Annotated in this window: 27 protein-coding genes; 13 read left to right on the top strand and 14 right to left on the bottom strand. The window is 35.7% G+C overall.

Features of this window, described 5'->3' with window-relative positions; translation table 11 throughout:
* Positions 1-87 precede the first annotated feature (87 nt).
* Positions 88-1,575, top strand: coding sequence for an RNA polymerase factor sigma-54 (gene rpoN, locus MJQ71_RS16960; protein ID WP_238807954.1), 1,488 nt, complete (start codon positions 88-90; stop codon positions 1,573-1,575).
* 105 nt (positions 1,576-1,680) lie between these two features.
* On the opposite strand, the gene MJQ71_RS16955 is transcribed toward rpoN, so the two are convergent.
* From MJQ71_RS16955 to MJQ71_RS16945, 3 genes are all read right to left on the bottom strand, one after another.
* Positions 1,681-1,836 carry a DUF4295 domain-containing protein gene (locus tag MJQ71_RS16955; protein ID WP_238807953.1) on the bottom strand — a complete coding sequence of 52 codons (156 nt, stop codon included), beginning with the start codon at positions 1,834-1,836 and terminating at the stop codon, positions 1,681-1,683.
* A gap of 77 nt (positions 1,837-1,913) precedes the next feature.
* Positions 1,914-2,096, bottom strand: a complete 183-nt coding sequence (gene rpmG, locus MJQ71_RS16950; protein WP_238807950.1) for a 50S ribosomal protein L33 — start codon at positions 2,094-2,096, stop codon at positions 1,914-1,916.
* A gap of 189 nt (positions 2,097-2,285) precedes the next feature.
* Positions 2,286-3,479, bottom strand: coding sequence for a TlpA family protein disulfide reductase (locus MJQ71_RS16945; protein WP_238807948.1), 1,194 nt, complete (start codon positions 3,477-3,479; stop codon positions 2,286-2,288).
* 258 nt (positions 3,480-3,737) lie between these two features.
* Here MJQ71_RS16945 and MJQ71_RS16940 point away from each other — a divergent pair, with 258 nt between their 5' ends.
* Together MJQ71_RS16940 and MJQ71_RS16935 are read left to right on the top strand one after the other, a co-directional pair.
* On the top strand, positions 3,738-4,736 hold the full coding sequence (locus tag MJQ71_RS16940) for an NADP-dependent oxidoreductase (RefSeq protein WP_238807947.1): 999 nt from the start codon (positions 3,738-3,740) through the stop codon (positions 4,734-4,736).
* Between the two features lie 9 nt (positions 4,737-4,745).
* On the top strand, positions 4,746-5,831 hold the full coding sequence (locus MJQ71_RS16935) for a hypothetical protein (RefSeq protein WP_238807945.1): 1,086 nt from the start codon (positions 4,746-4,748) through the stop codon (positions 5,829-5,831).
* Here MJQ71_RS16935 and hisF read toward each other — a convergent pair.
* The 5 genes from hisF to hisH form a co-directional block, all read right to left on the bottom strand.
* Positions 5,828-6,595: an imidazole glycerol phosphate synthase subunit HisF gene (hisF, locus tag MJQ71_RS16930; RefSeq protein WP_238807943.1), complete on the bottom strand. Its 768-nt coding sequence runs from the start codon at positions 6,593-6,595 to the stop codon at positions 5,828-5,830. The genes MJQ71_RS16935 and hisF overlap by 4 nt on opposite strands.
* 42 nt (positions 6,596-6,637) lie before the next feature.
* Positions 6,638-7,078 carry a GNAT family N-acetyltransferase gene (locus MJQ71_RS16925; protein ID WP_238807942.1) on the bottom strand — a complete coding sequence of 147 codons (441 nt, stop codon included), beginning with the start codon at positions 7,076-7,078 and terminating at the stop codon, positions 6,638-6,640.
* A gap of 24 nt (positions 7,079-7,102) precedes the next feature.
* Positions 7,103-7,519 (bottom strand): GxxExxY protein, encoded by a 417-nt coding sequence (locus tag MJQ71_RS16920; protein ID WP_238807941.1) that lies wholly within the window; start codon positions 7,517-7,519, stop codon positions 7,103-7,105.
* Positions 7,520-7,537: 18 nt separating this feature from the next.
* The gene (gene hisA / locus MJQ71_RS16915; RefSeq protein ID WP_238807940.1) at positions 7,538-8,260 is read right to left on the bottom strand and encodes a 1-(5-phosphoribosyl)-5-[(5-phosphoribosylamino)methylideneamino]imidazole-4-carboxamide isomerase; all 723 of its coding nucleotides are present in this window, start codon (positions 8,258-8,260) and stop codon (positions 7,538-7,540) included.
* Positions 8,261-8,334: 74 nt separating this feature from the next.
* Entirely contained in the window at positions 8,335-8,934 is a 600-nt protein-coding gene (hisH, locus tag MJQ71_RS16910; RefSeq protein WP_238807939.1) for an imidazole glycerol phosphate synthase subunit HisH, read from the bottom strand.
* 213 nt (positions 8,935-9,147) lie between these two features.
* Here hisH and MJQ71_RS16905 point away from each other — a divergent pair, with 213 nt between their 5' ends.
* Positions 9,148-10,509: a deoxyguanosinetriphosphate triphosphohydrolase gene (locus MJQ71_RS16905; protein ID WP_238807938.1), complete on the top strand. Its 1,362-nt coding sequence runs from the start codon at positions 9,148-9,150 to the stop codon at positions 10,507-10,509.
* A gap of 9 nt (positions 10,510-10,518) precedes the next feature.
* Here MJQ71_RS16905 and MJQ71_RS16900 read toward each other — a convergent pair whose 3' ends face one another.
* The 3 genes from MJQ71_RS16900 to MJQ71_RS16890 all read right to left on the bottom strand — a co-directional run bounded on the left by MJQ71_RS16900 (position 10,519) and on the right by MJQ71_RS16890 (position 12,628).
* Complete coding sequence (locus MJQ71_RS16900; protein WP_238807937.1) at positions 10,519-11,043, bottom strand: DinB family protein; 525 nt, start codon at positions 11,041-11,043, stop codon at positions 10,519-10,521.
* A 96-nt stretch (positions 11,044-11,139) separates the two neighbouring features.
* Positions 11,140-12,006: an alpha/beta hydrolase family protein gene (locus MJQ71_RS16895; protein ID WP_238807935.1), complete on the bottom strand. Its 867-nt coding sequence runs from the start codon at positions 12,004-12,006 to the stop codon at positions 11,140-11,142.
* 64 nt (positions 12,007-12,070) lie between these two features.
* Positions 12,071-12,628 carry a TetR/AcrR family transcriptional regulator gene (locus MJQ71_RS16890; protein ID WP_238807933.1) on the bottom strand — a complete coding sequence of 186 codons (558 nt, stop codon included), beginning with the start codon at positions 12,626-12,628 and terminating at the stop codon, positions 12,071-12,073.
* A 221-nt stretch (positions 12,629-12,849) separates the two neighbouring features.
* Here MJQ71_RS16890 and MJQ71_RS16885 point away from each other — a divergent pair, with 221 nt between their 5' ends.
* The gene (locus MJQ71_RS16885) at positions 12,850-14,130 is read left to right on the top strand and encodes a metallophosphoesterase (protein ID WP_238807931.1); all 1,281 of its coding nucleotides are present in this window, start codon (positions 12,850-12,852) and stop codon (positions 14,128-14,130) included.
* 246 nt (positions 14,131-14,376) lie between these two features.
* The gene (locus MJQ71_RS16880; protein ID WP_238807930.1) at positions 14,377-15,081 is read left to right on the top strand and encodes a hypothetical protein; all 705 of its coding nucleotides are present in this window, start codon (positions 14,377-14,379) and stop codon (positions 15,079-15,081) included.
* A gap of 45 nt (positions 15,082-15,126) precedes the next feature.
* Here MJQ71_RS16880 and MJQ71_RS16875 read toward each other — a convergent pair whose 3' ends face one another.
* Positions 15,127-15,579 (bottom strand): hypothetical protein, encoded by a 453-nt coding sequence (locus tag MJQ71_RS16875; protein ID WP_238807929.1) that lies wholly within the window; start codon positions 15,577-15,579, stop codon positions 15,127-15,129.
* 180 nt (positions 15,580-15,759) lie between these two features.
* Between MJQ71_RS16875 and MJQ71_RS16870 the strand changes: the two genes are divergently transcribed.
* Entirely contained in the window at positions 15,760-16,173 is a 414-nt protein-coding gene (locus MJQ71_RS16870) for a DoxX family membrane protein (protein ID WP_238807928.1), read from the top strand.
* A 50-nt stretch (positions 16,174-16,223) separates the two neighbouring features.
* On the opposite strand, the gene MJQ71_RS16865 is transcribed toward MJQ71_RS16870, so the two are convergent.
* The gene (locus tag MJQ71_RS16865) at positions 16,224-18,011 is read right to left on the bottom strand and encodes an acyl-CoA dehydrogenase (protein WP_238807927.1); all 1,788 of its coding nucleotides are present in this window, start codon (positions 18,009-18,011) and stop codon (positions 16,224-16,226) included.
* A 36-nt stretch (positions 18,012-18,047) separates the two neighbouring features.
* On the bottom strand, positions 18,048-18,695 hold the full coding sequence (locus MJQ71_RS16860) for a phosphatase PAP2 family protein (RefSeq protein WP_238807926.1): 648 nt from the start codon (positions 18,693-18,695) through the stop codon (positions 18,048-18,050).
* A gap of 63 nt (positions 18,696-18,758) precedes the next feature.
* Between MJQ71_RS16860 and MJQ71_RS16855 the strand changes: the two genes are divergently transcribed.
* The 6 genes from MJQ71_RS16855 to accB all read left to right on the top strand — a co-directional run bounded on the left by MJQ71_RS16855 (position 18,759) and on the right by accB (position 23,054).
* Positions 18,759-19,292 (top strand): YceD family protein, encoded by a 534-nt coding sequence (locus MJQ71_RS16855; RefSeq protein ID WP_238807925.1) that lies wholly within the window; start codon positions 18,759-18,761, stop codon positions 19,290-19,292.
* Positions 19,293-19,391: 99 nt separating this feature from the next.
* Complete coding sequence (gene rpmF, locus MJQ71_RS16850; RefSeq protein WP_238807923.1) at positions 19,392-19,583, top strand: 50S ribosomal protein L32; 192 nt, start codon at positions 19,392-19,394, stop codon at positions 19,581-19,583.
* Positions 19,584-19,700: 117 nt separating this feature from the next.
* Positions 19,701-20,642, top strand: coding sequence for a phosphate acyltransferase PlsX (plsX, locus tag MJQ71_RS16845; RefSeq protein WP_238807922.1), 942 nt, complete (start codon positions 19,701-19,703; stop codon positions 20,640-20,642).
* Between the two features lie 113 nt (positions 20,643-20,755).
* Positions 20,756-21,742, top strand: coding sequence for a beta-ketoacyl-ACP synthase III (locus tag MJQ71_RS16840; protein WP_238807921.1), 987 nt, complete (start codon positions 20,756-20,758; stop codon positions 21,740-21,742).
* A 41-nt stretch (positions 21,743-21,783) separates the two neighbouring features.
* Complete coding sequence (gene efp / locus MJQ71_RS16835) at positions 21,784-22,356, top strand: elongation factor P (RefSeq protein ID WP_238807920.1); 573 nt, start codon at positions 21,784-21,786, stop codon at positions 22,354-22,356.
* 215 nt (positions 22,357-22,571) lie between these two features.
* Positions 22,572-23,054: an acetyl-CoA carboxylase biotin carboxyl carrier protein gene (accB, locus tag MJQ71_RS16830; RefSeq protein ID WP_238807919.1), complete on the top strand. Its 483-nt coding sequence runs from the start codon at positions 22,572-22,574 to the stop codon at positions 23,052-23,054.
* The last annotated feature ends 16 nt before the right edge of the window (positions 23,055-23,070 follow it).

The raw sequence follows: 23,070 nt of genomic DNA, 5'->3' as shown, positions 1-23,070 counted from the left end.
TTTAATAATTTTTTTTCGATTGGCACGAAAAATGTGGAGGGGGTCTATATATGTCCCTGGTATGAATGAAAAAACTCTACTTACACAATGCAAAAACTTAGTCTAAATCAATCCTTACAGCAACGACTGTCCCCTCAACAGATTCAGTTTATAAAACTGTTGCAGATTCCATCTGCTGAGCTTGAGCAACGCATTGAAGAGGAACTCGAAATAAATCCAGCTTTGGAGGAAGGCATGGATATGGATGAACGAGTGAAAGATGAGTATGATGATGACTATGATGGCGATAGTGACCATGATGACTACAATGAGTACAGTGAGTATGAAACTTATGAAGGGCTTGACGTAAAACAATACCTCAACCAAGACGACTACGCTGGTTATAAAATGCAAGGAGATGGTTGGGGAGACGACGACCGTGATGCCATGCCCGTTATTGCGACGAGTACTTTGGCTGAATCATTGGTGCAACAATTGGGTTTCCTTCGCCTTGATTATCGTCAAGAGGCAATCGGAATGCAGTTGATTGGTAGCATTGAAGAAGATGGCTATATCCGTCGTCCACTACGCTCTATTTGTAATGATTTAGCATTTACACAAAATATTTATACCAACGAAGAAGAAGTCGTCGGTTTACTCAAAAAAGTACAGACTTTCGAACCAGCCGGTATTGGTGCAAGAGATTTACGTGAATGTTTATTGCTACAATTAGACCGTAAAGACCAAGACGATTTAGCGGTTGAAACAGCTATCAAGATAATTGATTGTTTCTTTGACGAGTTTACAAAAAAACACTATGAAAAAATTCAACGTCGCTTAGACATTGATGATGATGGCATCAAAAGTGCTATCAAAGTAATAACTCGACTTAATCCGAAACCAGGTAATATCGGCAGCGGTGATAGCACTGCGGCATATCTAATGGCCGATTTTATCGTAACCAACAATAACGGGAAGCTGGATGTTATTCTGAATTCTAAAAATGCTCCCGAACTTCGAGTTAGTCGCTCTTTTGCCGAAATGCTCGATACTTACGATAAAACTGACAAAAATGGCTCGGCTCAACACAAAAGCATCAAAGAAACAGTAACCTTTGTCAAACAAAAACTGGATGCTGCCAAATGGTTTATCGATGCAATCAAACAACGCCAACAGACACTTTTGAAGACCATGAAGTCAATCGTTGAGTTTCAGCATGAGTTTTTCTTGGATGGAGATGAATCAAAACTGCGACCAATGATTTTGAAAGATATTGCCAATCGAATTGAAATGGATATTTCAACCGTTTCTCGTGTTGCAAACAGTAAATCAGTACAAGCTGATTTTGGCATTTATCCATTAAAATATTTCTTTTCTGAAGGAATTGCTACTGATTCGGGCGAAGATGCTTCTAGTCGTGAAGTAAAAAATATCTTGAAAGAGTTGATTGAAAATGAGCCTAAAAACTCACCACTTTCTGACGATAAACTCGAAAAAATGCTCAACAAACGTGGATACAATATTGCAAGACGTACGGTTGCGAAATACCGTGAGCAACTCAATATTCCTGTGGCTCGTTTGCGTAAGCAACTTTAATTATAAGAAAACACTGATAATCGTTTATTTTTCTATAAACATTTTACATAAAAAAACCTTCTTGATTTCTCAAGAAGGTTTTTTTATAATTTCTTTTCGGTGAAATTATGCTTTCAAAGCATTTTGCAATTCTTCCATAGGAACCATTTCTTCCTTGAAAGAGTATGCACCCGTCTTAGGTGATTTCACGGCTTTAATAACCTTTGCGAAACTCTTACCTGCGGTTTTATCACGAAGCGTAGCGACTACTTTCTTTGCCATTGTTTAATTAGATTTTAGATATGAGATATGAGACATGAGACAAAATATGATTTTATCTTGAACCCATTTCTTCAAAATTATTTAATTTCTTTGTGAAGTGTATGAATTTTCAAAAATGGATTGTATTTTTTCAATTCCATACGACCTGTTGTGTTTTTACGATTTTTAGTCGTTACGTAACGAGACATACCTGCTACGCCGCTTGTTTTTTGTACAGTACATTCTAATATAACTTGTACACGATTGCCTTTCTTAGCCATTGTTTTATTTATTTAATTATTAGCTTTTATTGATTCGCAATCAAATCAAGCCAAAAGTGGTATTTTTAAATTAAAAATCAATTCAAAACGCAAGGACTTTTCAGCTCAATGCTTGGAAGTCTTACATTTGGGGTTGCAAAGATACAAAATTGTGATTTGTTTTTCAAAAATCTTTTAAAAGTTTTTTGATTAATTATTAGATTTATCTTCATAAAGCACTAAACAGGCCGTTTCGGTGATTTTTGACTCTAATTTAAATCCCATTTTTTGAAGAATCTCAGATACTTTTGTTACTTCTTTCGGAAATTCCTTCACTCGCAAGACACTCGTATCGCTCATTCCGCTTTCATTAATGACTGGCATATCAACCACTTTGGTATCCCAAAGTAATTTCAAAAAATCTTTTAATGGCATATCCATTCCTGTTTCTGAATTACTTTCTTGGGGTTCATTATTGGTCATCAAGGCATAAACCTTTCTTGTACGGGTTTCATTTTTTGCTTTTACCGAAAAAATTTCCTCCAAATGTTTCATTCCGATTTCGCCCAATCGGTGTTTCATCGGCTCAGGAATTTTTAGGGTCATACTATATTGCTGCTTTTCGTTCAACAAATACTTGGTTTGCTCCGACACTTCCAAACAAGCCTTGTCATTAGGATTAGGTCGAGTTGTTTGGTAAAGCACCTGATACATCATTGGTACAGTACAATTGATAAATTCGTATTCAAAATCAGATTTTTTATTGATTTGAGATTGAACCCCTTCTTTAGCGGCCGAAACAGCAATTTTATAAAAGCTTTTATCTTCCACTTCTACAATCGTCATGGCAGTAGCACTTTCGTGTTTAGGAGCAAATTCGGCTTTTGTTTTTACTGCCAAAATTGCCCCACTTCTGGCCAAGTAAATCACTTCTTCGGTCACTTCTTCAGGAGATGTAATGGCTTTGATATAGCCTTGCGGGTCAATGATAATTGTATGTGGAATGAGCTGATGATAAAATAGTTGATTGATTGATTTATCAGCATCAATAGCGATTGGCATTGATGTTGGCCTTTTTTTCAAAAAATTAACTACTTTCCAACGTTCTTCGTCGGTAATATTTATTACTTCTAAATCTTTAGGAAACTTTGTTTTTAAAGCGGCTAAATGGTCCATTGCAGGAAAACAAGGGCCACAATAAGTTGCCCAAAATTCTAAAATCACCACTTTTCCACGGTAATCACTGATATTTTTTTTGATAGAGCCTTCTTTTGTCAAAATATTAATATTGAAATCTGGCACTATTGACCCAATTTGAATTGATTCGGAAACCGCTCCTTCTTGAGCGAAAGTCCGTCCAAAACACAAATAAATAATACTTAAAATAGTAAATGTTTTTTTCATTTTTTGTTTTTTGTCCCAATTTGAGAATCATGCAAATTTAACCAATTATTTGGTGGTTCATTAAGTATTTATAAACAAACCTTCTCTTTTAGACGATTTTTTCTAGAAAAACTGATGTTGCTTTTTTCAATGAAATACCCAACCACAATAATCATGAAAATACTTATCATATTTTTTATGAATGATATTTTTATGCACGCATACTATTTTTTACAAAATTTGATTTAATTTCGCCATTATCTATCAACAAAAACCAAGATGAAAAATACACAAGTAAACCTTATTGCTCGTCCAGTAGGAATGCCAATAGCTGAATGTTGGCAAATTGAAGAAACAGAAACACCCGAACTAGCCGAAAATCAAGTTCTCATTCAAACGCAATATTTATCAATAGACCCTGCCATGCGAGGTTGGATGAATGAAGGAAAATCATACATTCGCCCCGTAAGAATCGGTGAAGTAATGCGTGCTTTGGGTGCGGGGGTTATTGTAGCATCAAAACACCCTGATTTTAAAGCTGGAGATTTTGTTACCGCAGGAACTGGCGTTCAAGAATTTGCCGTTTTGGATGGAAAAGAGGCTGTAAAAGTTGACCCGAATTTTGTTCCTTTACCTGCTTATTTAGGTACATTGGGAATGTCTGGCTTGACAGCCTATTTCGGAATTTTGGATACAGGTCAACCAAAAGAAGGCGAAACCGTAGTAGTTTCGGGAGCGGCTGGGGCTGTAGGAAGTGTGGTTGGACAAATTGCTAAAATAAAAGGTTGCCGAGTAGTTGGTATTGCAGGCGGAGCTGATAAATGTAAATATGTGGTTGACGAATTAGGTTTCGATGCCTGCGTAGATTATAAAGATGGTGATTTGCGAAAACAATTAAAAGACACTTGTCCAGCAGGTATTGATGTTTATTTTGATAATGTTGGCGGTGAAATTTTGGATACAGTTTTGGGCTTAATCAATTTGCGGGCAAGAATTGTGATTTGTGGAGCAATTTCGCAATACAATGCCACCGAAAAACCAGCAGGTCCGAGCAATTATTTATCTCTTTTGGTCAATCGTGCAAGAATGGAAGGCATTGTGGTTTTCGATAACGTAGCAAATTACGGCAAGGCGGTTAAAGAAATGGCAGGTTGGATTGCCCAAGGCAAACTTAATTCAAAAGTTTATATCGCTGAAGGTGGCGTAAGAGCTTTCCCTGATACACTTATGAAACTTTTTAATGGTGAAAATACAGGAAAACTAGTCTTGAAAGTGTAGTTTTACTTCATGGCAAATGATACTCAAAATTCTATTGATATTTTAATCGAACGCATCGCCTCGTACCAATCACGGGGCGATAAATTTTTCCCCAAAGGCATTTTCCCTTCGTATCGACAAAATAAATATTTGTTCTACAAACGTCCTGATACGAATATTTTTTATACTGCAACGATTGTTTTTATTCTGAACCAAATCAAAGGTAAAGTTTCTGAGAAATCCAAGATAATAATTCAAGAAATCACCGAAAAAGCAATCAATAATTATCCAAATTTTCAGAACAAAGATGGTTTGAAAACCTATAATTTTTGGCCAACAAATCCTTCAAATCATTTTTCTAATGGGCTTATATTCAAGCATTTCAAGCATTTCAAAATCCCTGATGATATTGATGACACTGCTTTAGTTTATCTTACTTTACCGCATTCAAAAGAATACACTTTATGGTTGAAAGAAAAGCTAAAACAACACGCCAATCTTTCTACAAGAAAGGTTGTTAACACATTTCAACATTACAAAAACCTTAAAGTTTATTCGACTTGGTTTGGTAAAAATATGCCCATCGAGTTTGATGTTTGTGCTTTGTGCAACCTAATGTATTTATTTCAAAAATATAAGTTGCCCTACAATGATTATGATGAAGCAGTTTTTACGTTTTTACAGGAAATTATTTTACGAGAAGAATATGTAAGCGATGCCTTTAAAGTTGCTCATAATTATGCCACAACACCTCTAATTATTTATCATTATGCCCGAATTTTAGGCGATTTTGAGCTTCAATCTTTAGAAATTTGTCGAGAAAAATTGATTCAAAAAACGAAACAATTATTAGAAAATGAGCCAACTGAAATGAATAAACTAATTTTAGAAACAGCTTTATTGAAATTAGACAAAACCCATAAGCCAACCTTAAACGCTAAAATTTCTGCTTCAAAGCCTACAAATTTTACCTATTTTATTGCAGGACTTTTGAGTTCTTACGAAAATCAGGTTTTACAATTTTTCGCTCCCATGAAAATCACTCAAATGGCTTGGAAATGTGACGCTCACGATTTGACTTTAATACTCGAAAACATGGTTTTAAAATCAACCTAAATTCGCATTGGAATCTGTTTGTTTTTTAAGTAATTTTTTAATTCAGGAATACCAATTTCTTTGAAGTGAAAAATACTTGCTGCCAAACCAGCATCTGCTTTTCCAGTTGTAAAAACATCATAAAAATGTTCCATCGTTCCAGCACCACCCGAAGCAATAATCGGAATGTTAGAATTATCCGAAATCTCGGCTGTCAATTCAATCGCAAACCCTGCTTTTGTTCCATCAGTATCCATCGAAGTGAGCAAAATTTCACCCGCTCCTCGGTCTTCCACTTCCTTTGCCCACTGAATAGTTTTGAGTTCCGTTGGCTTTCTTCCACCATGCGTATGAACAATGTGCTGAAAACTATTTTCGTTAGCAATATATCTTGTATCTATCGCCACAACGATACATTGTGAACCAAACTCAAGAGCTAACTCATTGATTAACTGAGGATTACGCACCGCAGACGAATTGATAGAAACTTTATCAGCACCAGCATTTAAAAGCTTTGATACATCGGCTACCGAACCGATTCCTCCACCCACACAAAACGGAATATTGATGGTATGAGCAACTCTACGGACTAAATCAAGTAACGTTTTGCGTTCTTCGACTGTGGCAGTAATATCCAAAAACACTAATTCATCAGCACCCTGACGAGCATATTCTGCACCAAGTTCTACGGGGTCACCCGCATCACGAAGATTGACGAAATTAGTACCTTTTACGGTGCGACCGTCTTTTATATCTAAACAAGGAATGATTCTTTTTGTAAGCATTTTTCTTTATCAATTATCTATAAACAGTTATCAAGATAGCTGCTACTCATTGTAAATATTAGGTCGAGCAATTTGCATCATGGTTTCGGGTTTGTCTAATGGCGTAAATCCGAACTGTGCATAAAGTCCGTGGGCATCACGAGTGGCTAGCATCCAACGGCGAAGCCCTTGTAAATCAGGCTGCTGTGTGATACATTCCATTAACCATTTTGATATACCTTTTCCTCTTTCACTTTCCAAAACAAACACATCAGCCAAATAGGCGAAAGTTGCACAATCTGAGATTATTCGGGCGTATCCTATTTGTATTTCATGTTTATAAATGCCAAAAGTCATCGAATTTTCAGCAGCACGCCTCACAATTTCCATAGGGATATTGGGCGACCAATAACTTGTTGACAAAAAACCATGAATTACATCAAATTGCAATTTGGTTTTATCGGTGCTGATACTGTATTCCTCTTTTTGGTATTCGTAAATCATAATATAGAACGCTGATTTTTATGATTATGATGATTTTTTAAGATTTGGTTTGTGGTTATTTGAGAATACCTTCCTTTTAAACTGTGGCTCTTTTCCAAAATTTATCAAAAGCCCTACTTCAATGTCGGTTGCTCTTAAATAATTAGTCAATTGGGCTTCATGTTCTGTACTTAATGCTTCAGCCGCTTTTAACTCAAGTATGATTTTACCTTCTACAATAATATCTGCGTAATAATAACCTACTTTTTCTGTTTCATAAAACACATCAATTGGATATTGCTGTGAGCATAGTAAGCCAATTTTCCTCAATTCTATTAAAAAAGCATTTTCATAAACTTTCTCTAAAAAACCATACCCTAATACATTATAAACTTTATAAAAAGCCTTAATTATTTGACCAGTCAGTTCGGAATGTTTGAAGTTAATTTCAGAATCTTTCATCAAAATTTATCATAAAAATCATAAAAATCTGCGTTCTATCTCCTTCAAAGTTACTCGTTCTTCATAAATGGCTTTACCCACAATTACGCCAAAAATATTGAGTTCAGCCAAATCTTCTAAATCCTGCATTGAACTTACTCCCCCACTCGCAATAACTTGCAAATCAGGAAATTGTGCTTGCATTTTTTTATACAAATCTACCGAAGCACCTTGTAAAAGTCCATCTTTTGCTACATCTGTACTAATCGTATATTTAACGCCTTTCTGAATCCATTCGCCCACAAAATCATATACCCAAACACCCGAATCTTCTTCCCAACCACTCACAGCTATTTTTTCGTTACGTGCATCTGCTCCTAAAATAATAGCTTCACTACCAAATCTTTTCAACCAATCTTCAAACAATTCAGGATTTTTAACAGCAATACTTCCTCCCGTTATTTGTTTTGCTCCGCAGTCAAATGCCAAACGAATATCGTCATCCGACTGAACTCCTCCACCAAAATCAATATGTAAATTAGTTTTTGAAGCAATCGTTTCTAAAACTTTTGCATTGGTAATTTTTTTATTTTTTGCTCCGTCTAAATCAACCAAATGTAGGCGTTTTATACCCGCATCTTCAAACATTTTGGCTACTTCGAGCGGATTCTCGTTGTACGTTTTTTTCTGAGAATAATCACCTTGTGTAAGTCGTACACATTTACCGTCGATGATGTCAATTGCTGGAATGATTTGAAACATAACCAAGCCCAAAATGGGTATTTATTAAATATGAAAAACTAAAAGTAAGCCTAAAAACCAGAAAAACGATTGCCTTAAATCTCCAAGAAATTCTTAAAAATCTGTTCGCCTACATCGCCACTAATTTCGGAGTGAAACTGTGCCGCAAAGAAATTATCTCGCTGCAACATTGCCGAATACTCAAGAATATAATCAGTTTTTGCCACTGTATAGTCGCAAAGTGGTGCATAGTAGCCATGGTTATAATAAACGTATTCACTCGCTCGTAAACCCTTACAAAGCGGATTCGTCCACTCGCTTTCGGGAGAGACGATATTATTCCAACCCGTTTGCGGCACTTTGAAACCTTTTACTCTCGGAAATTTCAAAATCGGAATATCAAAAACCCCTAAACATTCAGTATTATTTTCTTCTGATGATTCACAAAGCAATTGCATACCTACACAAGTTCCCAAAAATGGCTGTTTCAACTTCGGAATGATTTTATCCAAACCACTTTCTCGCAAACTTTTCATCGCGGTTGAGGCTTCTCCCACCCCTGGAAAAATAATTCGCTCGGCCGAACGAATTACTTCGGCATCGTCTGAGAGTTCGTAACTCGCTCCGATGCGTTCGAGGGCGTACATGACCGACTGCACGTTCCCTGCGTTATATTTAATAATAACTACTTTCAATTTTTAATTGATTAAATGAGTGATTATACTTATTTAACAAGATTCTACAAATCTAAACTTATGCTTAAACAAATTGCGTGTTTTATTGAAAAAGTAATACAATATCTTTTTTTAATAATAAATTTTGAAAGCTATTTAAAAATATTCACTCAATCTAACCTTCCTACATTTATTCATTGTCTATCTTGCGACCAAATTTCACGACTCTCAAAAATGAATTGGCAAACGCTTTTTTCTAATAAACGACTCGGTGCCGAACTCCGAAACGCCCAAGAACATTTTCGCACTGATTATATGCGAGACTATGACCGATTGATTTTTTCGTCGCAATTTCGTCGTTTACAAAACAAAACACAGGTTTTTCCGCTTCCAGGTGCAGTTTTTGTACATAATAGACTTACACATAGTTTGGAAGTAGCATCAGTTGGACGTTCATTGGGAAAAGCTATTGGTGAAAAAATCGTTGAAAAACACCACGAAGAACTCAATCAAGAAGCCATTGAATTTTATAAATTTGAACTTTCGGCCGTTATAATGACCGCTTGCATTGCTCATGACATCGGAAATCCACCTTTTGGGCATTCGGGAGAAGAAGCTATCAGAACTTATTTTAAGGAATTAGATGGTGAAAAACTAGCTTTTTTAACGGAAAATTTAACTGAAAACCAATTCAATGATTTTAAATATTTTGAAGGAAATGCCAATGCTTTCCGAATTTTGACAACTATTTTTAATCAAAGTAACCTCAATCTAACTTATACTACATTAGCTTCTATCATCAAATATCCCGCTGATTCTACTAACGGTTTTAAGAAAAAAAGTTTTATTTCGGCAAAAAAATCTGGATTCTTCGATGCTGAAATTGGTTTCTTTAAAAGAATTGCTACCGAATTGAATATCAATGCTTTAAATGAAGAAAAAACTATTTTTGCTCGCCACCCATTTGTATTTTTGGTAGAAGCGGCCGACGATATTTGTTACCGAATCATCGACCTTGAAGATGCACATCGACTCAATATTATTTCGATTCAAGAAGCTCGAAATTTACTCGAACCTTTCTTTGAAAACCGAGCAGGAAAACCAACTATTACCGAAAAAGTTGATAATATCGAAGATGATAAACAAAAACTCGCATTTCTAAGGGCAATGCTTATCAATCAATTGGTTAGTAAATGTACCGATGTTTTCTTTCAATACGAATCGCAACTCCTCGACGGAACGCTCAATAAACCTTTAATCGACCTTTTGGATGAAAAAACTACTTCTTTGATAGCTAAAATTGACGAAATTTCGGTCAAAAAAATCTACAATGATAAATCGGTTATAGAAATTGAAATTGCGGGTTATCACGTTATTGGTGGTTTATTGAAAGAATTCATTTCGGCAGTTTTACAACCCAATTCATCTAAATCTAAGAAATTATTGCAATTGATTCCGAGCCAATATCCTATCAAAAAAGATGAAAATGTTTACCAAAATATTCAATCCGTGGTAGATTTTATTTCTGGAATGACCGATTTATTCGCTATTGACCTTTATCGAAAAATCACTGGAATTCAAATTCCTCACTTATAAAGCGGTTTTCTAAACTGCGTTATAACGTAAAATTGCTTTTCGATGATGCAAAATATGGTAGTGCATAAAGTAGTAAAACTCTCTGATAGTCAATATTTTAAGCACAGGATGTTTGATACAATATTCATCTAATTCAGTTTCCGACCAATCATTCAAAAAATCGGCAAGTATTTGATGATGTTTTAAGAAACTATTCATTAAAACTGTTTTTGAAGGATTTTCGAGCTTTTGCGGCACAAAACCACCACGTGCCGTAACACCCGTTGCAAGAACATTCAAATATCGCTCCACTACGCCATCATAGGAAAGTGTTGGTCGGTCGATTTTACCAAATTGCTGCTCCAAAAATATTTTTGGTAATGCCATTCCTTGATTCAATCCTTTAACCGATTGTGTCAAGTGCAAAATATTTTCTGCAACTGACCATTTTTCACCAATTGGTGAAAAAAACTTACTTTCTTCGATGCTTTCAACATCACTTGCTATAGTTTTAAAACTACTTTCTAGAGCTTCCTTTAATACTTGCTTTGTCATTTTTATATAAGATTAATACGATAGAATCTCTTTGGGGAATTATTTTCAAAAATCATGAAGACGCACAAATCGTGCGTCTTCTGACTAAATTACCTGTTAACGCACTATAAAATCATCTAATTTATGTAGGATTTTCACCCAAATTGTGTCTTTAAATTGTCTTTTAAAAAAGCCAAAATGCTCAATTTTTTTTGCACCAAAATCCGCTGGAACAAGTTTTTCAGAAGTCAAACCTTGATTTGTGTTGAAATTTTGTAGCAAAAGTGGCACATTTTTTTCATTGGCAATCGGGTCATCAGAAGCCCAAAAGTGTGCAATCGGAAAATTCAATTCGTGGTAATGTCCTTTGGGAACAGTTTTTTCAAAAAACTGCTCATCCCAAAAATAATTTGGCACACTACACCAAGCGGCCCAATCTCGTACAATATTTCGGGGTAAATCTTCCATGATTCCGAACTTTTTAGCAGCCACATACCCTTTCAGATAAATACTAATTGGTGTAAAAATCTTGAAGAAGAACAAGGTTTGTAAACGATACATAAAAAACATATTTTTCCAGTAGCCCGAACCCGAACCAACTGCTACTAAACCCTTGATTTTATGATAGTTAGGCATCAAACCAAAATTCATTCCTCCAACACTATGCCCTACCATTAATTTGGGTAAATCAGGGTATTTTTTATCCAAAAAATCTAGTACAGCAGGCATATCTTTCGTGCCATACTCGATATAATTATAGGTACAGTCTTTCATCGAAGCAGGTGCAGATTCACAAGTTCCTCGATAATCATACGTGCAAACAACATAATCATTGTCAACCAAAAAAGTGGCAAAAGGTGTGTAAAATTCTTTTTTTGCTCCCGTCCCGATATTTAACTGAACAACCGCCTTTGGTTTTTCGGGTTCAAATAATATAGCTGCTAACTCCACTCCATCTTCGCACTTAATTTTAAGCTTATTCATTATTATACCAAACGTTTGTTTAAAAAATTTACAAACTAAATACTATCCAGATAATCATACTTGTTTAATTCAACTTTACCATTGTGCGAGCAAAGGCATCAAAAAGAAACTGTTGCTCGTTGTATAATTTTGAAAACATGGCTGCACCTTCAAACTCCATAATGGTTTGTTGAGCCAATCGAAAAGACAATTCTGGGCTTTTGCGAATAACAAAAATGGTTTGCAATGCGGTCGTCCAATCGTCCATAATTGCTCGCAAAACTACTTGAAATTCGGGTACGACACCAACCGTTTCGAGCGTAGTATTACCAATTAAACAACCACCTTCTTTTTCTAAAAGTAGCTTTCCCATCTTTTTTAGCAGTTTTTCCATGCGTATTTCGGGCGTTAGACTTTCATCATTTGCTATTGGAAAAACCCTTTCTACTAAATACTTATGGATAGAAAGGAGCAAATCTTTCATCAACATTTCTTTACTTGGAAAATGATAATAAAGACTCCCTTTAAGCAATCCACACGCTTCAGCTAGGTCTTGCATAGAAGTATTGTGATAGCCCTTTACTCGAAAGACATCCGATGCTTTTAATAAAATTTCTTCTTTGGTTATTTTTTGAACAGGCATTGTAAATTTGTAATTCTGATTCAAATATAAAAACGATTTTTTATTTACCAAACGATTGGTAGAATAAAAAGTGTTTTTATATTTCTGCCGATAAAAAACGAAATCATCCTTTTGTCAAATAACTATACGTAAAATTATAAGGCACATCAAAATTTTGAAACCTTCTTTGGCATATTTCCGTTGTGTTTTCATTCAGTTTTCTCTTTAAAAAGCTATTTATTATGAATCGAATGGTTGGATTTGCCCTAATGGCAGTCTTTTTTGTATTAATTGATTTCTATGTTTGGCAGGCAATAAAAATTGTAATGCGGTCGGCCAGCGTTTCTACACAACGTATCATCGGCTTCGGATTTTGGGGCTTCACCGTTTTTTCTGTCTTATCCGTCGTTGCTATTTTTACTTATATGCCTGTTTCAGCTCCAGTAAAAGCCAGTTTTCGTACTTTTTTGATGGCGGGGATTTTCATTATCTACATTTCAAAAATTTTCTCGGTGCTAATTATGCTAATTGATGACCTAATTAGGTTTGGGAAATGGATTGTAAACTATTTTCAAGGAGACAGCGGCATTGCACAGGTTTCTACTGAAAATGTAAATACAGTGAAGGAAGGAATCAGTCGCTCGGAGTTTTTGGCTAAAACTGCTTTGGCCGTTGGTGGTTTACACGCAGGTGGAATGGCTTGGGGAATTTTGTCAGGAGCTCACGATTACCGTGTGAGAAACGTAACTCTTCGCCTGAAAAATTTGCCAAAACAATTTGATGGAATGAAAATAGCTCAACTTTCGGATATACATTCGGGGAGTTTTTTCAATAAAACGGCTGTAAAAGGCGGAGTTGAAATGCTGATGAAAGAAAAACCCGATATGTTCTTTTTTACGGGTGATTTGGTCAATAATATTGCTCCCGAAGTGAAAGATTACATTGATATTTTCTCGAAAATAAAAGCTCCATTAGGTACTTTTTCCACTTTAGGAAACCACGATTACGGCGATTATACGCAATGGGAATCGCCACAAAAGAAAGTACAAAACCTCCAAGATTTGATGAATGCCCACAAAACTATGGGTTGGGATTTATTGATGGATGAACATCGAGCAGTGAAAGTTGACGGTGAAAGTATCGGTATTTTAGGTATTCAAAACTGGGGAGCGGGTGGCTTTTCTAAACATGGAATTTTAGAAAAAGCTCATCAAAATACGCAAGATTTACCAGTAAAATTATTGCTTTCGCACGACCCAAGCCACTGGAGAGCTCAAGTTGTGTCTCCAAAATATAAAGATATTGACGTAGCCTTTGCAGGACATACGCACGGAATGCAATATGGTGTTGAGTTGGGTAATTTTAAGTGGTCTCCTGTGCAATTGCGTTACAAAGAATGGGCTGGACTTTACGAAGAAGGCGACCAAAAACTGTACGTTAATCGTGGCTTTGGTTATATTGGTTATCCAGGCCGTTTAGGTATTTTACCAGAGATTACGATTTTTGAACTAAAAGTTGGTTAACATAAAATATTTTACAACATAAAACTTTGATAATCAATAGCTTAAAACAAAGCGTTGTTGATTATCAAAGTTTTTTTATTTTTTTAAGCAACCATTTTCATCCTTTCTTGCATCTTCATTACGAAAAGCAAATTTTCAAAAACTTCTGCAGCAGTTTTTCAAATATAGCCAGATAGAACAAAGTCATTTTACGAAAAGACTTTTCTGTCCAAATAAATATTTCAATCACATTAAAAATTTTAAATTATGAAAACGCTTGTAAAAACAATCGCTGCTTTAGCTATGGCTATTACTGTAAATTTTGTTGCTGTGGCACAAGATGATGAAGATTCGAGGGACTACACACACGAATCGCATATTTCTGGAAGAAAACATAATATTTTTTCTCGAAAAGATTTTGGCTTGTACTTAGGTTTAAACAACTACGAAAGCAAAACTCTTCCTGAACTTGACAATATTCGCTCAAGATATGTGGCGTTAAATTGGAGAAAAAATCACCGATTAATTACTGGAAATAATGTTGATGTGGCTTTCGGAACTGGCTTTGAGTTTGCGTGGAACAACTATATGATGAAAGACAATATTCGTTTAGTTAATGGCACAAGCGGAGCAGAATTTGTTGATGTAAAAGAAAACTTAGAAAAATCTAAATTAGTTGTTTCAAATTTCAACATTCCACTGATGCTACAATTTGGTTTTAAGGAAAGTCATTGGAAATTAGGTTTGGGAGCATTCGGCGGGGCAAGAATTGGTAGTTATGTAAAAACTAAAGGTGAAAATGGCAAACAACATTATGCTAGTGCTTACAATTTAAACAAATTTCACTACGGATTAGCAGCAGAATTAGGCAGAAATAGCTTTGCATTCTTTGCTCGCTACGAAATCACACCGATGTTTAAAGACAACAATCCAATCAATGGCAATGCTATTACTTTTGGCATTCGTTTATAAAACAATTTTTAGAGACGTTGCGTGGCAGCGTCTCTAAAGTAATCGTTAAATATTTTCAAAAACAAATGGTTGAATATCGGGTTCAACAAAAGTAAGTCTAGCTTCTCGAGAAAATAGTTTTTCACGAGCATAAAAAAGAGACGCTGCGTTTCGGTCGCAATATTTACTTTTCAAGAAAGCATTACAAATGCGTTCAAAATCTTGATTATCAACCGATTGGCTCTTCCAAAACTCCTTTGAAAGCCATATCCAAAACACTGTAATGGTTTCATGATAACCACTCGAATCGGTGTTTTGTCCACCAGTTGCTTCATTATACGTCTTAATATTTTCTCTCATTTTGGTGAGAGCCTCATCAAAATCAAAATTAGCAACGTGCCATAGTCCAGCCACCAAATGAGCTTCATGCGTCCATTCGTTTGATGGAAGCGTTTTTTGTCGAAAACCTTCAATAATATGATTAAATTCGGTTTGTGAGGAAGGAACGAAATATTCCATAATCAAAATTTTCTTTGGTTTATTGAACGAAATAAAGAAAATCAAAGAAATAAACAAAATTATATTTTACACAAAACAGAAAATTGTTTAATTAATCGTTTTTCGTTTATTCGCACATAATAAATATTCAGATATTTGTTTACTGTTTTATATCTTTGTCGAAAACAAAACCTTAAAACTATGCACATTTTTGACCATACTTTATTGAAAATTCTTGAAGTACTGATTTCGCTTTTTGCTGGCGTACTTTTCTTACAATCGGGCTTCGACAAAGTCTTTGATTTTAAAGGCAACAAAGATTATATTCAAAGCGTTTTTGCAAAAACATTTCTCAATAATGTTTCTGGAATTTTATTTATACTCATCACTATTCTTGAAATTTTAGCAGGTATTTTTGCTTTTTTTGGAGGGATTTTCTATTTTATTGAAGGACAAGCCGATTTTGCCATTTTGGGCTTAGAACTTTCATTAGTTTCAATTCTTTGTCTTTTTACAGGTCAACGGATTGCCAAGGATTACGGCGGAGCAGCTTCGTTGGTAGGCTATTTTCTATTACTAGCTTTCGGACTTTATTTGTTTGCTTTGGTTGGATAATTTACAAGCCCTTGTAAGATTTTTTGAAATCTTACAAGGGCTTTATTGAATCAAAACCATCCACTTTGCATCTCAATCGTAACGTTATCGGTACTTTGTAAGCGTTTTACTAGAGAATCAACTTTCACTAATTCATATTCATAATAATACCTCAGTGTCATCAATTTTCCTTGATAAAAATCTCGGTCAGCTTCGTGAGCGGTAGCTAAATTTTGTTGGGCAATTAAAGCCTGATTCAACCATTGCCATGCAATAGTGATGATGCCAAACATTTCTAAATAAAGAGTAGCATCAGCCAAATATTTTTCTATTTCTCCCTTTCCTGCCAAGCCTAATAAATGTCCAGTCGCTTGTTGGGCTTTTCCTAAATATTTTTGTAATTTTTCGCTAAACAACTGAATTTCAGTCACTTGAGAAGCTTCCTTAATTGTTTTAGAAACCTCTTCAAAATAAATTTGTGCAGCTTTTCCGTTATGAATCGTGATTTTTCTTCCCAATAAATCTAATCCATGAATACCCGTTGTACCTTCATGAATTGGGTGTATTCTAGCCTCTCGGTAATATTGTTCAACAGGAAAATCGGTTGTATAACCTGCTCCACCCAAAATCTGTACCGCCGCACTCGTTGAAAGACAACACATTTCGGAAGGAAACGATTTGGCAATTGGCGTCAATAAATCAAGTAATAAACTGGCTCTTTCTTTGGCTTCTCCTGTTTCTATATGAATCAAATCTGATAATTTGCTACAAAATAAAAGTAAGGAAAGTGATCCTTCAACGACCGACTTCTGGAACAATAGCATCCGCTTCACATCGGCGTGATTAATGATACTTGTTTGCGGTTTGCTTGGGTCTTTTTCAGCTATTTTTCTACCTTGTGGACGCTCTTTTGCATAAGCCAACGAAGCATAATAAGCGGCTGTGCCGATAGCGGTTGCATTCAAGCCAACACTTACACGAGCTTCGTTCATCAACTGAAACATATAACTCAAACCTTTGTGTGGTTCACCAACCAAATAGCCAATTGCACCATCGTTTGAGCCAATGCTAAGATGGGCAATTGGTGCTCCTTTATAGCCCATTTTATGAAATATTCCCGCAGTAAGTACATCATTATCAATTAGTTGCGAGCCTTCAATTCGTTTTTGAGGAACAACAAAAAGAGAAATTCCTTTTGCACCAATTGGCCCACCTTTTATCTTGGCAAGCATCAGATGTATCACGTTTTCACAAGCATCGTGGTCACCCGCAGAAATATAAATTTTTTGTCCTTTTATCTTAAAAACACCTTCTTTTTCAGTTGGTTCTGCTGAGGTCGAAATATCAGAAAGTGAACTTCCTGCATCGGGTTCGGTCAATGCCATCGTGCCTTGCCATTTTCCCGAATACATATTAGGTGTGAAAGTATCAATCAATTCCTGCGAACCAAAAGTCCGAATCAAATTGGCAGAACCTCCACTCATAAATGAAAAAATACTTGCCGAATAATTGGACGCTTGAAAGATAAACCCTGCAGCATTTAATATCGTAACTGGCAATTGTTGTCCACCTTCATCGTACCGAAAAGCGGCATTTACCCAACCATCTTCCCCCATTTTTTTAATAATAGGTTTCATTCCATCGTGGATTCTGATTTTACCATCAATCAATTGTGGCTCATTTCTATCCATTTCGATTAGGAGTGGGTGCATCATTTTTACTGCGATACTTTCGGCAGCATCAAGCACCATATCGAATGATTCTCGGTTATGGTCTTGAAAATATTCATACTTTGTAAGTGATTCACTATCAAGTACTTCAAAAAGCTGAAATTGTAAATCTCGTTTTGAAAAAAACATAATTTTATAGGTTAATTTGGTTTTGTTGACAGAAAACTAGGACATTTCTGATGTTTTGCGGGAATGTTTTTTCTGATAAAAAAATAGAATAATCAGCACAATACTTACTCCCAAAATACTTCCTACAAAAACATCTCTAGGAAAATGTTGAAAAAGATACATTCGTGAATAAGCCACAAGTATGGCCAAAAACAAGTAAAAAACTGACAAACGAGGTTGTTTTAATACAAAAAGAGTAAAACAAGCAAATGCAAAGGCCGTCATTGTGTGCCCTGAAGGAAAACTTTGCCAATGGTTCATTGTGATGCCTTCAACCAAATGAATTGGTTGCCCAGAATTTTGATAAACTTCCATTGGGCGTGGATAGTTGAAAATGTTTTTCAAAGAAATAGAAAGCAAAACCTTTCCTAACCAACTAATTATCAGTAATTTTATCTCTTCAAAATTCTTAATTTCTTGATTAAAATTCTTAAAAGCGAAAATAATTAGCAATGCCAACCAAATATAATCTTCTCCAAGAGCGGTTATGTATTTAAAAAAGGTGTCAAAAAAAACATTGTTGTGTTTATTTATCCAAAACATTAGTTGCGTTGGTGTATAAAAAAGCTGCAATAATGCACCAAAAATGACCCAAAGCAGGAAAATAATAAAAAATGAGCGATTATTAATAAGTATTTTAAGCATTTTCTCTAAGAAACTTTCGTAATTCCAAAATTAGCCGTAAATTTGCAACCTTTCTGTGAAAACGTGAGCAAGATACTATCAAAATATGACATTAACATTCACGGACTCGAAGAAAAGCGTTATACGTATAATTTCGAGGGAGGGAATGAGTTTTTTGGAGCTTTTGAACAAAGTTTGATAACAAACGGTCAATTTGAAGCCATTGTTAAACTTAACAAAAACTCATCAATGATTCAATTAGATTTCGAGATTAAAGGAACAGTAGAGTTAACCTGTGACCGAAGCCTTGAACTATTTGACGAACCTATTGATGTGTCAGAACGATATATTTATAAGTTTGGTGACCGATACGAAGAAATTTCTGACGAAATTGAAATGATTCCACAAGGTACAGCAACGGTAAATATTGCTCAACACATTTATGACTTCATCTGTGTTTCGTTACCCATGAAGAAGCTTCATCCTAGGTTTAGAGATGAGGAAATTGACGAGGAAGGTTTGTTACTTTATTCAACCGATAAAGAAACAGTTGAAGAAAAAGAGCAAGAAATCGACCCAAGATGGGCTGCTCTAAATAAATTAAGAATGAATAATTGAGAACGGTTCGCCGTAACGATTGACCATGCTTTAGTGCATCAAAATCATCTCTATTTTAATTATATATAAATTGTTACATAGTTAATTGTTAATAGCAAAATGGCACATCCTAAAAGAAGACATTCGACAACAAGAAGAGATAAGCGTAGAACGCACGATTCTTTAACAACGAAAGCATTATCAGTAGATGCAACAACTGGCGAGATTCACGTTCGTCACCGTGCACACGTATTTGAAGGCAATTTGTTTTACAAAGGCAAATTGGTTGCTGAAGGCTACCAAAAGGTTTAATGCTTGTCGCTGGATACTGGTTACTTTAATTTTAATTAGTTGGTTTAATCGCCAATTAATAAGCACCAGTAGCTGTTACCCAAAAACAAATACTTACTAACCAAAGAGATTGCCTTTATGAAAATTGCCGTAGATGTTATGGGGGGTGATTTTGCTCCCAAAGCCATCGTCGAAGGTGCTGTCATGGCCGCTAATCAATTACCAGAAAATGTTAAGCTGGTTTTGATTGGTAAACAAAGTATAATGCTTGATATTTTGCGAACGCTAAAGTATCCTGCTCATGCTATTGAAATGGTTAATGCAGACGATGTCATCGAAATGGGTGAACATCCTACAAGAGCTTTTTCTCAAAAACCCAATTCCAGCATTGGAGTTGGGTTTAAACTTTTAAAAGAGAAGCAAGTTGATGCTTTTTGTAGTGCTGGAAATACTGGTGCTATGATGGTAGGTTCACTTTTTACAGTAAAAACCGTTGGAAATATCCAACGCCCTCCAATTGCGGGATTCCTTCCCCTAAAAAATGGCGGTTACAGCCTAATGCTTGACATTGGTGCAAATGCCGACTGCAAACCAGAAGTACTAGCCGAATTTGCCGAACTTGGTTCACTATATTCTAAATTCTCATTCGGAATAGAAAACCCTAAAGTTGCTTTGCTAAATATTGGTGAAGAAGAACAAAAAGGTTCTACGGTTGTACAAGCGGCTCATCAATTACTTAAAATCAACAAAAAAATAAATTTCATCGGAAACGTTGAAGGAAGAGATTTGTTTGATGGAAAAGCTGATGTAATCGTAACTGAAGGCTTTACAGGAAATGTGATTTTCAAAATGGGAGAATCATTCTATGATTATGCCGTCACTAAAGGCATAAACGACCCATTGATTGACCGCATGAATTATGAAGTAAGTGGAGGAAGTCCAATCATCGGTATTAGAGGAAATGTAATTGTAGCTCATGGAATTTCTTCGCCTGAGGCTATAAAAAACATGATTTTCTTGGCACAACGCCAAGTTGAATCGAAAGTAACTGAACAAATAATTGAGTCATATCAAGACTAAGTTTGGGATTTTAATGCGTTTTGAAATAATAATTATAGCGTAGAAAAATATTGCTTGTCATAAGGTCAGTCCTTTGGTACAGACCTTATTTATCTTTCTTAACAAAAATATAAATGAAATTAAAAGCAGCTATCACTGGTATTCATGGCTATGTGCCAGAAGAGATTTTGACCAACGAAGACTTAGCAAAATTGGTAGATACGAACGATGAGTGGATTGTCACTCGTACAGGTATTAAAGAACGCCACATTCTGCGAGGCGAAGGTTTGGCTACTTCCCACATGGCAGCAGAAGCAGTGAAGGGCTTGTTAGAAAAAACAGGAACAGACCCGAAAGACATTGAGTTAGTGATTTGTGCAACGGTTACGCCTGATTATATGTTTCCTTCAACTGCCAATTTGGTTTGTACACAATGTGGCATACCAACAATTGGTAGTTTTGATATTTTAGCTGCTTGTTCTGGTTTCTTATATGCATTATCGGTAGGGTCTCAGTTTATTGAGTCAGGAAGATACAAAAAAGTAATTGTTATCGGTGCTGACAAAATGTCGGCTATCGTTGATTATACTGACCGCACCACTTGTGTACTTTTTGGTGATGGAGCAGGAGCTGTATTGCTTGAACCAACAACCGAAGACAACGGTTTAATGGATTTCATCCTCCGCTCTGATGGTACTGGTGAAAACCATTTAATTATGAAAGGTGGTGGAAGCCGCTTCCCAGCAAGCCACGAAACTGTTGATAATAGATGGCACAATATTCATCAAGAAGGGCCGTCTGTATTCAAATTTGCCGTTACTAATATGGCAGATGTTTCGGCAGAAATCATGGAAAAAAACAACTTGACTGGTGATGATGTCGCATGGTTAGTACCACATCAGGCCAATAAAAGAATCATTGATGCAACAGCTCGCCGAATGGGTATTGGTGATGACAAAGTAATGCTTAATATTCAACGTTACGGAAATACCACTGCTGCAACAATCCCTTTGTGCTTGTTTGATTATGAAAAACAACTAAAAAAAGGAGATAATCTTGTATTGGCAGCATTTGGTGGCGGCTTTACTTGGGGTGCAGCTTACGTAAAATGGGCGTACTAATTAAATAAGTGTACGAATAAATTAATAAGATATATTTAGTAATGGCAACAACCGCAGATTTTAGAAATGGTCTTTGTTTAGAATGGAATAACGACCTTTATACAATTACAGAATTTCAACACGTAAAGCCAGGAAAAGGGCCTGCGTTCGTAAGAACAAAATTAAAAAATATCCGTACAGGAAGAGTTATTGATAATACTTTTAACTCAGGAGTTACGGTTACAACAGCTCGTATCGAAAAAAGAGATTATCAGTTTCTTTATAAAGATGAATCTGGTTATAATTTCATGGAAAATGAAACATATGAACAGTTTAATCTTGATGAAAAATTAGTTCCACAAGCTGATTTGATGAAAGACGGACAAAATGTTTCGGTATTGGTACATGCAGAAACCGAAACTATTTTGAGTGTTGAATTGCCACAATACGTTGAGTTACGTGTCACTTACACTGAGCCAGGTTTAAAAGGCGATACAAGTAATAACCCAATGAAACCAGCTACTGTTGAAACTGGTGCAACAATTAAAGTACCGCTTTTTATCGAAAATGATGAATTGATTAAGGTAAACACGCTTACTTACGAATACGATGCGAGAGTAAAAGAAGGCAAATAAATAACAGATTTTGCCGTTGCTTTTTTAACTCGTTTTAAAATAGACATTTCAAAGACGATATCTTTTCAGGGTTTGAAAAAGCAGTATATTAGAAGCAGGAATATATCAATTCCAGAATCAATTTTTTGCTTTTTTAATTTCTTTGTAGGTATCGTCTTTCCTTTTTACATTTGTAAGACAAATACTTAAATAACCACGAATAATCTCTACCCTTCATGGAAACAAAAGACATTCAAAAGTTAATAGATTTTATATCTCAATCAGGCTTAGACGAAGTGAATATCGAAACTTCGGAGTTGAAACTAGCTATCAAGCGTTATTCTAACGCTGCCCCAGTAGCCATTCAAGCACAGCCAACTTATGTTGCTCCTGCTCCTGTTGCTACAACTGCACCAGCTCCAGCTCCGCAAGTGGCTTCTACTCCAGTTGCTGCCGCTCCTGTTGCAGAAGCAAGCAATTTGATAACAATCAAATCACCAATGATTGGGACATTCTATCGTTCGGCAGGCCCTGACAAGCCTAATTTTGTAGATATTGGTGATGATGTTTCAACAGGAAAAGTGGTTTGTATCATTGAAGCTATGAAACTTTTCAACGAAATTGAATCAGAGATTTCTGGTAAAATCGTTAAAGTTTTGGTTGAAAATGCAACTCCAGTTGAGTTTGACCAACCTTTATTCTTGGTTGAACCTAATTAATTTGAAAACAACTCAA

The sequence above is a fragment of the Emticicia aquatica genome (genome assembly GCF_923079645.1).
In the GTDB taxonomy this organism is placed as follows: Bacteria; Bacteroidota; Bacteroidia; order Cytophagales; family Spirosomataceae; genus Emticicia; species Emticicia aquatica.
Note: the sequence above shows the minus strand (reverse complement) of the source record. Positions and strands in the feature narration are given on the sequence as shown.